Origin of the sequence: Nitrobacter winogradskyi Nb-255, from assembly GCF_000012725.1 — a bacterium.
In the GTDB taxonomy this organism is placed as follows: Bacteria; Pseudomonadota; Alphaproteobacteria; order Rhizobiales; family Xanthobacteraceae; genus Nitrobacter; species Nitrobacter winogradskyi.
The window spans coordinates 2,048,565-2,062,541 of sequence record NC_007406.1 but is presented as its reverse complement, the minus strand read 5'-3'; the positions used below and the strand labels follow the sequence as shown (position 1 = coordinate 2,062,541).

14 protein-coding genes are annotated in these 13,977 nt (G+C 61.5%); all 14 read left to right on the top strand.

Translation table 11 applies throughout. From position 1 onward, the window contains the following. The first annotated feature begins 14 nt into the window (after positions 1-14). The 14 genes from nuoI to NWI_RS09730 all read left to right on the top strand — a co-directional run bounded on the left by nuoI (position 15) and on the right by NWI_RS09730 (position 13,895). Positions 15-503, top strand: coding sequence for an NADH-quinone oxidoreductase subunit NuoI (gene nuoI, locus NWI_RS09795; protein ID WP_011315135.1), 489 nt, complete (start codon positions 15-17; stop codon positions 501-503). Positions 504-512: 9 nt separating this feature from the next. Beyond that, complete coding sequence (locus NWI_RS09790; protein WP_011315134.1) at positions 513-1,151, top strand: NADH-quinone oxidoreductase subunit J; 639 nt, start codon at positions 513-515, stop codon at positions 1,149-1,151. Continuing rightward, entirely contained in the window at positions 1,148-1,456 is a 309-nt protein-coding gene (gene nuoK, locus NWI_RS09785) for an NADH-quinone oxidoreductase subunit NuoK (protein ID WP_011315133.1), read from the top strand. The genes NWI_RS09790 and nuoK overlap by 4 nt, the downstream gene beginning before the upstream one ends. 83 nt (positions 1,457-1,539) lie before the next feature. Then, positions 1,540-3,606: an NADH-quinone oxidoreductase subunit L gene (gene nuoL, locus NWI_RS09780; protein ID WP_011315132.1), complete on the top strand. Its 2,067-nt coding sequence runs from the start codon at positions 1,540-1,542 to the stop codon at positions 3,604-3,606. 2 nt (positions 3,607-3,608) lie between these two features. After that, a complete protein-coding gene (locus NWI_RS09775; RefSeq protein WP_011315131.1) occupies positions 3,609-5,117 on the top strand; it encodes an NADH-quinone oxidoreductase subunit M in 1,509 nt (502 codons plus the stop codon). Positions 5,118-5,139: 22 nt separating this feature from the next. After that, the gene (gene nuoN / locus NWI_RS09770; RefSeq protein WP_011315130.1) at positions 5,140-6,576 is read left to right on the top strand and encodes an NADH-quinone oxidoreductase subunit NuoN; all 1,437 of its coding nucleotides are present in this window, start codon (positions 5,140-5,142) and stop codon (positions 6,574-6,576) included. 13 nt (positions 6,577-6,589) lie between these two features. After that, a complete protein-coding gene (locus NWI_RS09765) occupies positions 6,590-7,402 on the top strand; it encodes a biotin--[acetyl-CoA-carboxylase] ligase (RefSeq protein ID WP_011315129.1) in 813 nt (270 codons plus the stop codon). Further along, positions 7,402-9,072, top strand: a complete 1,671-nt coding sequence (locus NWI_RS09760; RefSeq protein ID WP_041345566.1) for a ribonuclease J — start codon at positions 7,402-7,404, stop codon at positions 9,070-9,072. Before NWI_RS09765 ends, NWI_RS09760 begins: the two co-directional genes overlap by 1 nt. Before the next feature lie 166 nt (positions 9,073-9,238). Continuing rightward, positions 9,239-9,643 (top strand): methylmalonyl-CoA epimerase, encoded by a 405-nt coding sequence (gene mce / locus NWI_RS09755; protein ID WP_011315127.1) that lies wholly within the window; start codon positions 9,239-9,241, stop codon positions 9,641-9,643. Then, a complete protein-coding gene (locus NWI_RS09750) occupies positions 9,643-9,918 on the top strand; it encodes a DUF1467 family protein (protein WP_011315126.1) in 276 nt (91 codons plus the stop codon). The genes mce and NWI_RS09750 overlap by 1 nt, the downstream gene beginning before the upstream one ends. 218 nt (positions 9,919-10,136) lie before the next feature. After that, positions 10,137-10,502: a DUF2946 domain-containing protein gene (locus NWI_RS09745; RefSeq protein WP_011315125.1), complete on the top strand. Its 366-nt coding sequence runs from the start codon at positions 10,137-10,139 to the stop codon at positions 10,500-10,502. A gap of 96 nt (positions 10,503-10,598) precedes the next feature. Further along, positions 10,599-12,803, top strand: coding sequence for a TonB-dependent receptor domain-containing protein (locus NWI_RS09740; RefSeq protein ID WP_011315124.1), 2,205 nt, complete (start codon positions 10,599-10,601; stop codon positions 12,801-12,803). 28 nt (positions 12,804-12,831) lie between these two features. Next, positions 12,832-13,368 carry a copper chaperone PCu(A)C gene (locus NWI_RS09735; protein ID WP_011315123.1) on the top strand — a complete coding sequence of 179 codons (537 nt, stop codon included), beginning with the start codon at positions 12,832-12,834 and terminating at the stop codon, positions 13,366-13,368. Continuing rightward, positions 13,365-13,895, top strand: a complete 531-nt coding sequence (locus NWI_RS09730) for a YcnI family copper-binding membrane protein (RefSeq protein ID WP_011315122.1) — start codon at positions 13,365-13,367, stop codon at positions 13,893-13,895. Before NWI_RS09735 ends, NWI_RS09730 begins: the two co-directional genes overlap by 4 nt. The last annotated feature ends 82 nt before the right edge of the window (positions 13,896-13,977 follow it).

The window sequence follows — 13,977 nt, the reverse complement described above, 5'->3', positions numbered from 1 at the left end:
GAATTGAGGTTGTCATGAGTATCAACGCAACAGCCCGTTCGCTCCTGCTGACCGAGTTCATCTCGGCGTTCTTCCTCACCATGAGGTATTTTTTCAAGCCGAAGCCGACGATCAACTACCCATTCGAGAAGAATCCGATTTCGCCGCGCTTCCGCGGCGAGCACGCGCTACGCCGTTACCCGAACGGCGAGGAGCGCTGCATCGCGTGCAAGCTGTGCGAGGCGGTCTGTCCGGCGCAGGCCATCACCATCGAGGCCGGGCCGCGCCGCAACGACGGCACCCGCCGCACGGTGCGCTATGACATCGACATGGTGAAATGCATCTATTGCGGATTGTGCCAGGAGGCCTGTCCGGTCGACGCCATCGTCGAGGGGCCGAACTTCGAATTCGCGACCGAGACCCGCGAGGAGCTTTATTATGACAAGGCCAAGCTGCTCGCCAACGGCGACCGTTGGGAACGCGAGATCGCGAAGGCGATCGAACTCGACGCGCCGTATCGGTGAGGTAGGGGCATGATCCTTCCCGCGCTGTTCTTCTATCTGTTCGCCGGCGTGTGCGTTGCATCGGCCGCGATGGTCATCTCGTCGCGCAATCCGGTGCACTCGGTGCTGTTTCTCATTCTCGCATTCGTCAACGCGGCCGGTCTGTTCATCCTGATGGGGGCGGAATTCCTCGCGATGATCCTCATCGTGGTCTATGTCGGCGCGGTCGCGGTGCTGTTCCTCTTCGTGATCATGATGCTGGACGTGGACTTCGCTGAACTACGCGAGGGCTTTCTCGAATACCTGCCGTTCGGCCTGGTGATCGCGGCGATCTTCCTGCTGGAACTGCTGCTCGTCGTCGGCGGCTGGACCCTCAATCCGGCCGTCACGAAATCGATCACGGCGGCCATTCCGGGCGACGTCAGCAATACCGAGGCGCTCGGCCTCGTGCTCTACACGAAGTACATTCATTACTTCCAGCTCGCCGGCATGGTGCTGCTGGTGGCCATGATCGGCGCCATCGTGCTGACGCTGCGCCACAGGGCCGGCGTCAAGCGTCAGGATATCAACGTCCAGAACGCCCGGACGCCCGAGATGGCCATGAGCGTGCGCCAGGTCGCCTCGGGGCAGGGATTGCAGGACGCCGACCAGGCGGAGTGGGTGAAATGACAATCGGCCTCGGACACTACCTGGCGGTTGGCGCGATCCTGTTCACGCTGGGGACGCTCGGCATATTTCTGAACCGCAAGAACATCATCATCATCCTGATGTCGGTGGAGTTGATCCTGCTGGCGGTCAACATCAACCTGGTGGCGTTCTCGACGTTCCTGGGCGACATCGTCGGACAGGTGTTCACGCTGCTGGTGCTGACGGTCGCCGCGGCCGAGGCGGCGATCGGCCTTGCTATTCTCGTCGTGTATTTCCGCAACCGCGGCTCGATCGCGGTTGAGGACGTCAATCTGATGAAGGGCTGAAGCATGATCCGGAAAACTGGGGACCGGCTTTCTCCGGCCAATGGATGCATTGGCTGCGGGATCATGCTCCATGGGGTGGGTGAATGATCGAGGCAATCGTCTTTCTGCCGCTGATCGGCGCGATCCTCGCCGGGCTGATCGCGCTGCTCGGCGCGCATTGGCGCAATCCCAGCGGCGATACGGTCGATCATCATGACGGCCACGGTCATGCTCACGCGGCGGCGGCGCATGATGATCACGGGCATGGTGACTCCCGCGGCCACGACGATCATCACGTCAGCGAACCGCCGGCGGCGGGATCGCGCGCCGCCGAACTGATCACGACCACTTTGCTGATCGCGTCGGCGGTCCTGTCATGGATCACGCTGGTCGACGTGGGCTTCATGCATCACGACGCGCGGATCGCGCTGTTCTCGTGGATTTCCTCCGGCGATCTCCAGATCGGCTGGTCGTTAAGGGTCGATACGCTGACGGCGGTCATGCTGGTGGTCGTCACCACGGTATCGTCGCTCGTGCATTTCTATTCCATAGGCTACATGGACGAGGATCCCCACCGTCCGCGCTTCTTTGGGTATCTGTCGCTGTTCACCTTCGCGATGCTGATGCTGGTGACGTCGGACAACCTGGTCCAGCTTTTCTTCGGCTGGGAAGGCGTCGGCCTTGCAAGCTATCTGCTGATCGGATTCTGGTATCAGAAGCCGTCGGCGAATGCGGCGGCGATCAAGGCGTTCGTGGTCAACCGTGTCGGCGACTTCGGCTTCTCGCTCGGCATTTTTGCTGTGTTCATGCTGGTCGGCTCGACCGACTTCGATACCATTTTCAGCGCGGCGCCGGGGCTGACCGGGAAGACGATTCACTTCCTGGCCTGGGACGTCAACGCACTCACGTTGATCTGCCTGCTGTTGTTCATGGGGGCGATGGGCAAGTCGGCGCAGTTGCTGCTGCACACCTGGCTGCCCGACGCGATGGAGGGCCCGACGCCGGTGTCGGCGCTGATTCATGCGGCAACCATGGTGACCGCGGGCGTGTTCATGGTGGCGCGGCTGTCGCCGTTGTTCGAACTGTCGCCGGACGCGCAGGCGTTCGTGATGTTCATCGGCGCGACGACGGCGATCTTCGCGGCGACGGTCGGCCTCGTGCAGAACGACATCAAGCGGATCGTGGCGTATTCGACCTGCTCGCAGCTCGGCTACATGTTCGTGGCGATGGGAGCAGGGGCCTATACCGTCGGCATGTTCCACCTGTTCACTCATGCCTTCTTCAAGGCGCTGCTGTTCCTGGGCTCGGGATCGGTGATCTATGCGATGCATCACGAGCAGGACATCCGCAACATGGGCGGCCTGAAGGATCGCATTCCGTATACATACTTCGTCATGGTGATCGGAACGCTGGCGCTGACCGGTTTCCCCCTGACCGCCGGATATTTTTCGAAGGACGCGATCATCGAATCCGCTTACGTGTCTCACAATCCGTTCGCCTACTACGGCTTCCTCATGACCGTGGCGGCGGCCGGCCTCACGTCCTTCTATTCGTGGCGGCTGATCTTCAAGACCTTCCACGGCAAGCCACACGATCAGGCGCATTATAAGGCCGCGCATGAAAGCCCGATCTGGATGCTTATTCCGATCGGCGTTCTTGCGGCCGGCTCGATCCTCGCGGGCTTTCCCTTCAAGGAATTGTTCACCGGGCACGGGGTCGAGGAGTTCTTCCGGGAATCCGTGAAGATGCATCCGCACATCCTTGAGGAAATGCATCACATTCCGAAGACGATCGCCTTCCTGCCGACCGTGATGATGATTATGGGATTTGCGGTGGCGTGGCTCTTCTATATCCGCCGGCCCGATATCCCGGTCCAGCTCGCGCGCGAGCATCAGATGCTCTACAAGTTTCTGCTCAATAAATGGTACTTCGACGAACTCTATGAGGTGATCTTCGTGCGTCCGGCGAAGTGGCTCGGCCGCTTCCTGTGGAAGAAGGGCGACGGTTTGGTCATTGACGGCTTTGGTCCCGATGGCGTTTCGTCCGGGGTGCTCGACGTCACCCGTAATGTCGTCAGATTGCAGACGGGATACCTGTATCACTATGCGTTCGCGATGCTGATCGGCGTTGCCGGTCTGATCACCTGGTTCATGTTCTCGGGAGGCCAGTAAGAATGACGACCTGGCCCATTCTGTCCGTCACGACCTTTCTGCCGGCGGTCGGCGCGATCCTGATTTACGTCATGGCTCGTGGCAGCGACGAAGCCGCCAACCGAACCGCGCGCTGGATCGCGCTGTGGACCACGATCGTCACCTTCGCGGTGTCGCTGCTCCTGGTGACGCGCTTCGATCCGACCAATACGGGATTCCAGTTCGTCGAGCAGGCGACATGGCTCGCCACCGGCATTCGGTATCACATGGGAGTGGACGGTATTTCGCTGCCGTTCGTCATTCTCACCACGGCGTTGATGCCGCTGTGCATCATCGCGAGCTGGAAATCGATTACCCGTCGCGTGCCGGCTTACATGATGGCGTTTCTAGTTCTGGAAACGCTGATGATCGGCACGTTCTCGGCGCTCGATCTGCTGCTGTTCTACGTGTTCTTTGAAGGCGGTCTGATCCCGATGTTCCTGATCATCGGGATCTGGGGCGGTCCGCGCCGCGTCTATGCGACCTTCAAGTTCTTCCTCTATACGCTGCTCGGCTCGGTGCTGATGCTGCTTGCCATCATGGCGCTCTACTGGAATGCCGGGACCACCGACATCCCGACGCTGATGCAGACCTCCGTCCCGTACAATTTGCAGAAGTGGGCGTGGCTGGCCTTCTTTGCATCGTTCGCGGTCAAGATGCCGATGTGGCCGGTGCATACCTGGCTTCCGGATGCGCATGTGGAGGCGCCCACGGCGGGATCGGTGATCCTCGCTGCGATTATGCTGAAGATGGGAGGCTACGGCTTCCTGCGGTTCTCGCTGCCGATGTTTCCGCTTGCGTCGCATGACTTTGCGCCGCTGGTCTTCGTGCTCTCCGCCGTCGCGATCGTTTATACCTCGCTGGTCGCGCTGATGCAGGAGGACATGAAGAAGCTGATCGCCTATTCGTCGGTGGCGCACATGGGCTTCGTGACCATGGGAATCTTTGCCGGCACCATGCAAGGCATTCACGGCGGTGTGTTCCAGATGGTTTCGCACGGCATCGTCTCGGGCGCGCTTTTTCTGTGTGTCGGCGTCGTTTACGACCGAATGCACACGCGCGAAATCGCGGCCTATGGCGGGCTTGTCAATCGGATGCCGCTTTATGCGCTGGTGTTCCTCATTTTTACGATGGCTAATGTCGGGCTGCCCGGAACGTCCGGATTTGTCGGCGAGTTCCTGGCGCTGATCGGAACCTTCAAGGTCAGCATTCCCACGGCGGTGGCGGCGACGCTCGGCGTGATCCTGTCAGCGGCATACGCCCTGTGGCTCTATCGCAAGATCGTGTTCGGTGCGCTGGTCAAACCGTCGCTTGCGAGCATCAAGGATCTGACTTTCCGTGAGGGCTTGACGCTTGCGCCGCTTGTGGTGCTGACGATCCTGTTCGGCGTTTATCCGAAGCCGGTGCTCGATTTCTCGGCAGCTTCCGTACAAAATCTCGTCAACAATTATGCAAGCGCGACCGCCGCCATCAAGGCCGCGGCGCTGCAGTGACGGCAGGGCAGGGACGCCAGCTATGATGTTTGAGGCTGCCGGATATCAACTTCTTCCCGTCCTACCGGAGGTCGCTCTGGCGGTCGGCGCGATGGTTTTGCTGCTGATCGGGGCGTGGTGCGGCCAGCGCGCGGCCGGTCTCGTGACCGGCCTTGCGATCTGTCTCCTGATCGGGGCCGGCGTGATCGAGTATCTGTTGCCGAGCGGCAAGCTGGTTACGTTCGGCGGCAGCTTCATCGTCGATGACTTCGCTCGATTCTTGAAGATACTCGCCTTGCTCGGCTCCGCGGCGACGCTCGTTCTGTCGCGGGAGTTTCTTCAGGACCAGTCGCGCCGGATGTTCGAGTTCGCGATCCTCGTGATGCTTTCGACGGTCGGCATGATGGTGCTGATTTCGGCGGCCGACCTGATCATGCTGTATCTCGGGCTCGAATTAATGAGCCTTGCGCTTTACGTGGTGGCGGCGAGCAACCGCGACAATGTGAAGTCGACCGAGGCGGGCTTGAAATACTTCGTTCTCGGCGCGCTAGCGTCGGGGATGTTGCTCTACGGCGCGTCACTCATCTACGGTTTCACGGGAACCGTCAGCTTCGCCGGTATTGCCGCCGCCGCGAAGAGCGGCAGCATCGGCGTCGTCTTCGGCATCGTCTTTCTGCTGGCCGGCCTTTGTTTCAAGGTGTCGGTGGTGCCGTTCCATATGTGGACGCCGGATGTTTACGAGGGAGCGCCGACGCCGGTCACGGCCTTCTTCGCCTCGGCGCCGAAGATCGCGGCGATGGCGGTGTTCACCCGCGTGGTGCTGACGGCATTCTCCGGGGTCGTCGCCGAGTGGCAGCAGATCGTGGTTTTCGTGGCGATCGCGTCCATGGCGCTGGGCTCGTTCGGCGCGATCGGACAGCGCAACATCAAGCGCCTGATGGCTTATTCCTCGATCGGCCACATGGGTTTCGCTCTGGTCGGTCTCGCCGCCGGAACGGTTGAAGGCGCGCAGGGCGTCGTGCTGTATCTCGTCATCTATACCGTGATGACGTTCGGGGCCTTCACGGTCATCCTCGCCATGAGCCGTAACGGTCAGCCGCTCGAACAGATCAGCGACTTCGCGGGATTGTCGCGGACAAATCCGCTGCTGGCGTTTTGCTTCGCCATGCTGCTGTTCTCACTGGCCGGAATACCGCCGCTGGCCGGGTTCTTCGCCAAGTTTTATGTGTTCAGCGCCGCCATCAAGGCGGGGCTGTTCGCGCTGTCTGTGATCGGCGTCATCACCAGCGTGGTCGGCGCATTCTACTATCTCAACGTGATCAAGGTGATGTATTTCGACGAGCGGGCCGAGGCGACGGACGCTGTTCATCTCGAATTGCGTTCGATCGTGGCCGCGACCGCGCTTTTCAACATGCTGTTCTTCGCGTATCCCGGACCTCTGGTCAGCGCCGCCACGGCGGCTGCGAAGTCACTGTTCTGACGGCATTGTTCGAATGGCATTTTCGCTCGGTCCGCGAGCTGCATCGGCTGGTTACCGACTGGCGGTCTTCGATCGCATCGGCTCGACCAACGCCGAGGCGCTGGCGCGCGCACGCGCGGGCGAGACCGGTCCGATCTGGCTGGTTGCGGCGGAGCAGACGGCGGGACACGGTCGCCGGCAGCGAAGCTGGATATCTCCCCGCGGCAATCTGGCATGCAGCGTGCTTGAGGTGATCGATACCTCGCCCGCCGTCGCCGCGACCCTGAGCTTCGCGGCGGGGTTGGCGCTCGAAGCCGCGCTGCGAACCGTCAGCCTTGAAGCGCGCATGAGATCTCCGGGATCGGAGAACGTGACGTTTCATCTGAAATGGCCCAATGACGTGCTGGCGGGCGGGGGGAAGCTCGCGGGCGTCCTGCTGGAGGCGGAGACCGTCGCGCCCGACCGGTTGGCCGTTGTCGTCGGCACAGGCGCCAATGTCGCCGCCGCGCCTGAGGGAATGCCGTATCCGGCGGCCTCGCTGCGCGACATCGGGATCGATATCGGTGCGGAGGATCTGTTTGGCGCGCTGACTGATGCCTGGGCTGAATTCCGGATCGTCTGGGACAAGGGCCGTGGCTTTGGCGAGATCAGGCGCCTGTGGCTCGAGCGGGCGGCCGGGGTCGGTCAGCACGTTTCGATCCGGTCTGATTCATCGACGATATCCGGCCTGTTTGATACCATCGACAAGGACGGTTGTTTGATCGTCGTGACCTCCGACGGCAGGCGAGTGGCTGTCTCCGCCGGTGACGTATATTTCGGCGCGGCTGCCTCGGTCGGAGCAACATGATAGCGCGGCCTGATGAGTTGATGTTTGCCCCGCTCGGCGGTGTAGGCGAGATCGGCATGAACCTGTCGATCTACGGGCTCGGCAACCGTCACCAGCGAAGCTGGCTGGCGGTCGATCTCGGCGTCTCCTTCGGCGACGAGGAACATCTGCCGGGCATCGATCTGATCATGCCGGATATCCGGTTTCTCGAACAGGAACGAAAAAATCTCGTCGGCCTCGTGCTGACGCACGCGCATGAGGATCACTTCGGCGCCATCATCGATTTGTGGCCGCGCCTGAAATGCCCGATCTACGCGACGAAGTTCAGCGCGGCTTTATTCGAGGCCAAATGCGCGGCCGAACGCAATCCGCCGGACATCCCGGTGACTGTCGTGCCCTCGGGGGGACGCATTGAGGTTGGTCCCTTTGGCGTCGAATTCATCCCGGTGGCGCATTCGATTCCGGAGTCCCATGCCCTTGCGATCCATACGGCGGCTGGAATCGTCGTGCATACCGGCGACTGGAAGATCGATCCGACGCCCATCATCGGGCCGCCGACCGACGAACGGCGCTTGCGTGAACTCGGCGACGAGGGCGTGCTGGCGCTGATCGGAGATTCCACCAACGCGGTGCGGGACGGGCGCTCGCCGTCCGAAGCCGAGGTTGCGCGAACCATCGCGGATCTGGTGAAGGCGGCGAAGGGCCGGGTCGCGGTGACGACCTTCGCGTCCAATGTCGGGCGGCTGCGCGCCGTGGCTGACGCCGCGCGTGAAGCGGGGCGCGAGGTCGTGGTGGTCGGCCGCGCGATGGCGCGCGTGGTGCAGGTGGCGCGCGAGACCGGACATCTGAACGGGATGCAGGATTTTCGCAGTGCCGATGTCTATGGCCATCTTCCGCACGACAAGGTTCTGGCGCTGTGCACGGGCAGCCAGGGTGAGCCAAGGGCGGCGCTCGCCCGCATCGCGAGGGATGATCATCCGGAGGTCACTCTGAACCGTGGCGACACCGTGATCTTTTCCTCACGCACCATTCCGGGTAACGAGAAAGCCGTCGGCGCGATCATCAACGGTCTTGTGGCCCAGGGCATCGAGGTCATCACCGATCGCACCCAACTGGTTCATGTCTCCGGCCATCCACGCTGCGACGAACTGCGGGACATGATCTCCTGGGTTCGTCCAGGTCTGCTGATCCCGGTGCATGGCGAGGCGTTGCATCTTTCCGAACACGCGCGGCTGGCGCGCGCTTCCGGCGTGCCGAAAGTCCTGATCTGCAAGAACGGCGATCTGGTCCGGCTCGGGCCCGGAGAACCAGGCATCATCGATGAATTGCCGTCAGGACGGCTTTATAAGGATGGCGCCATCCTGGAGGATTCGAAGTCGCGCGCGGTCGTCGAGCGTCGGCGCATGGCGTTTGCCGGCTGCGTTTTCGTCGCGATCGCCGTCACGGCCAAGGGTGAACTGATCGAGGATCCCGAAGTCGATCTCGTCGGCATTCCGGAAAAGAACATGGCCGGCGAGGTGCTCGACGACATCGTTTTCGACACGGTGGTCTCGACGGCGAAAGGGTTCTCGCGGACGCTGCGGCGCGATCCCGATGCGATGGCTGAATCATTGCGCCGCGCTGTGCGGGCTGCCGTCGCGGAACAGTGGGGCAAGAAGCCACTCTGCTATGTTCACGTTCTGGTGATCTGAAGAATTTCGCTTCCGATTGAATCAGAAGTCAGGCCCTCTTCGATCGAAAGCGCTATAGTATCATGGATCAACGCCGTCCCTTCACGGCGATGCCGGGCTTTGTTCCGGACTTGGATTGGGTGCGGGCGCGGCAGAACCGAACCCGCTCATTGCGTTGCGGGATGACATGCTGGGTCGACTCAATCATGTGGCTATCGCCGTCAGGGATGCCGAAAAGGCGGCGAAGATCTACGGCGCCGCCTTCGGCGCGGAGATTTCAGCCCCCCTGCCGTTGCCCGAACATGGGGTGATCACCGTGTTTGCGATTCTGCCGAATACGAAGATCGAGTTTATTCAGCCGCTCGGCGAGACATCTCCGATCGCGAAGTTTGTCGAGCGCAATGCCGATGGCGGTATTCACCATGTCTGCTATGAGGTTCCTGACATCGTCGCGACTCGTGATATTCTGATTGCAGAGGGTGCGCGCGTTCTTGGTGACGGCGAGCCGAAGATTGGCGCGCACGGCAAGCCGGTGCTTTTCTTCCATCCGAAAGACTTTTCCGGCGCGCTTGTCGAGATCGAGCAATCCTGATGGCTTCAAAAATTTTCTCCGGTCTTGCCGTCTATTTTATCTTCTGGTGGATCACGCTGTTTCTGATGCTGCCGTTCGGCGTGCGAAGCCAGCATGAAGATGGCGAACTCATCGCGGGCACTGATCCGGGAGCTCCGGTGAAGGCCTTGATGCGCCGCAAGGTGATCTGGACAACGATTGTTTCGTCGGTGATCTATGGCGTCGCGGCCTTGGCGTATTATTCAGGCCTGCTGAATGTGGAGCGGCTGTCGCGGTTGATGGGCGCTTCGGGCTAAAGCGTTTTCAAGCGAAGCATGTCCTCGGGCTTGAGCCCTAAGGATAGAATCCGGTTCGCGTGAAGAAAACGCGTTAAATCAAAATCATAGAGCCCGCTTCTGCTTCTATCAGAAGCGGAAGGGCTCTGGTTCGCTCGAAGGCTAGGCAAACCGCCGGGAATGACGGCTCGACACCCCACTTCCGCCATGATAGCTCTCAGCGCGAAAGGCTGGGGGAAATGCGTCGGCGGCTGGGAAGGCTTCTTCCGATCGTCATGCTTGCGATGCTGGTGCAGATCTTTGCGCCAATCGCTGCTTGCCGCGCGCTGAGCGACACCGTTGGTGATCCCGCGGCGGGCGTCATATGCACCCACGCCGCCGATGACAGTGTTTCGCAGCAGGCAGACCATCAGGAGGCAAGTCGAGCCTGCTGTACTTTATGCTGTGTCGGCGCTAGCGCGACCCCGACGGCTGATCCGCAAGCCTCCATTGTCGACGTCGAGCGGGATACCAAAGCGGTCCGCTGGCGTGATCTCACCTTCATCCTGCCGCCACTAGCGGTCGGCTCCAACGCGCAGGCGCGCGGTCCTCCCGGCATTTCCTGATTCAGCAGATTTTGAGCGATCGCTGAGATTTCGCAGCGATCCGAATCCGTTCGAACGCTCCGGGCGATTGTCCGGCATCAGGATAGTGCAACCATCATGTTTAATCACCTCACCCGCGGTGGCGGTAGCGCGCTTTATGGTGCGCTCGCGGCTACAGTTGCGGTTCTATTACCTTATGACGTTTTCGCGCAGTCGGTGCCCGGAACCGCGCTGCCACCAGTGATGATAACGGCGCCGACACCGCATCGGCTTCAGTCGAGGCAGGCGGTACGAAGCGCGCCGCGGCCGGTTCCGGTCGCGCGCCAGGCACGCGTGCCATCGCAGGCCGCTGCTCCGGCGGCCGTCCCCGGATCGTTGACGGTCGCCACCGCGCAGCAGGCGTTGCAGGAGATCCAGCAGACGCCAGGAGGCGTCGCGCTGGTGACGGCCGACGCCTACAGGAATTCGACGGTCTCAAACACCATCAAGGATGTGCTGGATTATGTGCCTGGCGTGTTCGCACAGCCGAAATGGGGCGACGATACCCGGCTGTCGATCCGCGGCTCGGGCCTGTCGCGCAATTTCCACCTGCGCGGCGTGCAACTCTATATGGACGGGATCCCGATCAGCACGGCCGACGGCTACGGTGATTTTCAGGAGATCGATCCGACCGCCTACAAGTATGTCGAGGTCTTCAAGGGCGGCAATGCGCTCCGCCTCGGGGCCAATTCGCTCGGCGGCGCCATCAATTTCGTGACGCCGTCCGGCCGCGATCCCTTCATCAACGGCGTCAGCGTCGATGCCGGTGCGTTCGGCTTCCGGCGGCTACAGGCCAATACCGGAGGCAGCAACGGCCCGTGGGACGGTTTCGTCACCGCATCGACGCAGCGCAGCGACGGGTTTCGCGACCACAGTTCCGGCCAGTCGACCCGCCTGAGCGGTAACATCGGCTATCAGTTTTCGCCGGACTTCGAGACGCGGTTCTATCTCAACGCCAATCATGTCCGGCAACGGATCCCGGGCGCCGTCAGCAAATTCTCCGCGCTGACGTCTCCTCAAACTGCTTACGTGAACAATGTAGCTGGCGACTGGCAGCGCAATATCGACACCGTGCGCATAGGCAACAAGACCACGATGCGGTTCGATGACACGACGGTGGAATTCGGCCTCTTCGGAACCGATCGCCATCTGATGCATCCGATCTTCCAATGGCTTGACTATCACTACAAGGATTACGGCGCGTTTGTGCGGGCGGTCGATGACCGCGTGATCGGCGGCTACCGCAATCGGCTGGTGGCAGGCGTCAATGTGCTCAATGGACGGATCGACAATCAGCAATTCGCCAATCTCGCCGGGCAGAAGGGCGCGCTGCTGTCGTCGTCGATTGACCGTTCGAGGAACACCTCGGTTTACATCGAGGATTCGTTCTATTTCCTGCCGAACGTCGCCGCGATCGCCGGCACGCAATTTCTGTACGCGACGCGCGACAGGCAGGATCGCTTCCTGAGCGACGGCGATCAGTCGGGCCGGACGGAGTTCAGTCTGTGGAGTCCAAAGGGCGGATTGTTGTGGCAGATCGATCCGACCTGGCAGGCTTTCGCCAACGTGTCACGAAGCGCGGAGGTGCCGAGCTACGGTGAGAGCGCCAATGGCCCCGGCATTCCCAATATCCCTTTCACCAGCATTCGGCCGCAGCGCGCGACGACCTATGAGATCGGCACGCGCGCCCGGCGGCCTGACGCCACCTGGGAACTGACATACTATCGGGCGCAGATCGAAAACGAACTGCTGTGCCTGTTCAGCGCGTTTGGTAACTGCAACGTCACCAACGCCGATCGCACGATGCATCAGGGCATCGAGGCCGGCGCGGGCGCCGCGATCTTTCGTAATTTGTTCGAGCGCGGCGATCGGCCAGACCGGCTCTGGCTCAACGTTGCCTATACTTTCAACGATTTCCGCTTCGTCAATGATCCGGTGTTCGGCAACAATCTGCTGCCCGGGGCGCCGCGCCACTACGTCCGGGGCGAACTGCTCTACAAGCATCCCAACGGGTTCTATGCCGGCCCGAATATCGAGTGGGTGCCGCAGGGCTATTATGCGGACAGCGCCAATACGCTGAGCACGGACGCCTACGCGATCTATGGAATGAAGGCCGGTTTTGACGACGGCGGCAGATATTCCGGCTACATTGAGGCTCGCAATATCGGCAACAAGGCTTACATCGCTTCCGCCTCGATCCTTGACCGCGCCAACGCCAATTCACCATTGTTTGAACCCGGATTCGGACGTGCGGTCTATGCTGGATTCAAGGTGCGATGGTGAGGGCAGACAGAACCAAAAGGAGCATGTCATGAAATCATGGTTGACATCCCGCGGCATGATCGGCGCGGTGGCCGTTGCGACGCTTGGTCTGGTGACGCCGGTTCACGCCGAATCCGTCAGCGCGGGCGATCTGGTCGTTTCCCTGCCCTGGACCCGCGCCACGGCGGGCGGCGCCAAGGTCGCTGTCGGATACGTCACCATCGAGAATAAAGGCGGGGTCGCTGATAAGCTTGTCGGCGGATCGACCGATGCCGCCGGTAGGCTCGAGGTTCATGAAATGAGCATGAACAACGGCGTTATGAAAATGAATCAGGTCGAGGGTGGTCTCGCCGTCGAGCCGGGCAAGACGGTCAAGCTGGAGCCGGGCGGCTATCACCTGATGCTACTCGATCTCAAGCATCCCTTCAAAAAGGGCGAGAAGGTGCCGATCACGCTTAAGTTCGAAAAGGCCGGTGACGTCGCGGTCACGCTCGATGTGGAAGGCATGGGTACGCGAGCGCCCGGCGCGTCAGGCGGAGCGATGAAGAACCCGCCGGATCACTCACATGATGGAAGCCGGAAATGATGCGCGTCTCGGGATCGTGGATCGGTTCGGCCATCGCGGCGGCTGCCGTGGTGGCCTCATGGGAGGCGGCGCTGGCGCATGTCACGGTCCAGCCCGCGGATGCGCCCGCGGACAGCTACGCGCGTCTCACCTTCACCGTGCCGCACGGCTGCAATGGCAGCGCGACCACGGTGCTGCGGATCAGGCTGCCGGAAGGCATCCTGTCGGTGAAGCCGCAGATGAAGCCGGGCTGGAATGTCGATATCAAGAGCAGGAAACTCGAGGCGCCGGTGCAGGGGCCGCACGGAAAAACCGTCACGGATGTCGTGGAGGAGGTTATCTGGCGAGGTGGTCCGTTGCCGGACAACCTCTATGATACGTTCGGCCTGGTGGTTCGACTTCCGGACAAGGCGGGACAGAGCCTTTATTTCCCCGCCGAACAGGAGTGCGAGCAGGGGAGTCAACGCTGGACCGAAATCCCGCAAGCGGGGCAGGCTGACAAACCGCGCGCGCCTGCGCCGGTGGTCCGGCTGAAGGCCAAACCCTGAGACTCCGCCGATATATCGCTCCCGATTCTGCCCGGTTTGACGCCGGGGCGGAGATTCAGGTCGATAGTTAAACTTGGGCGGT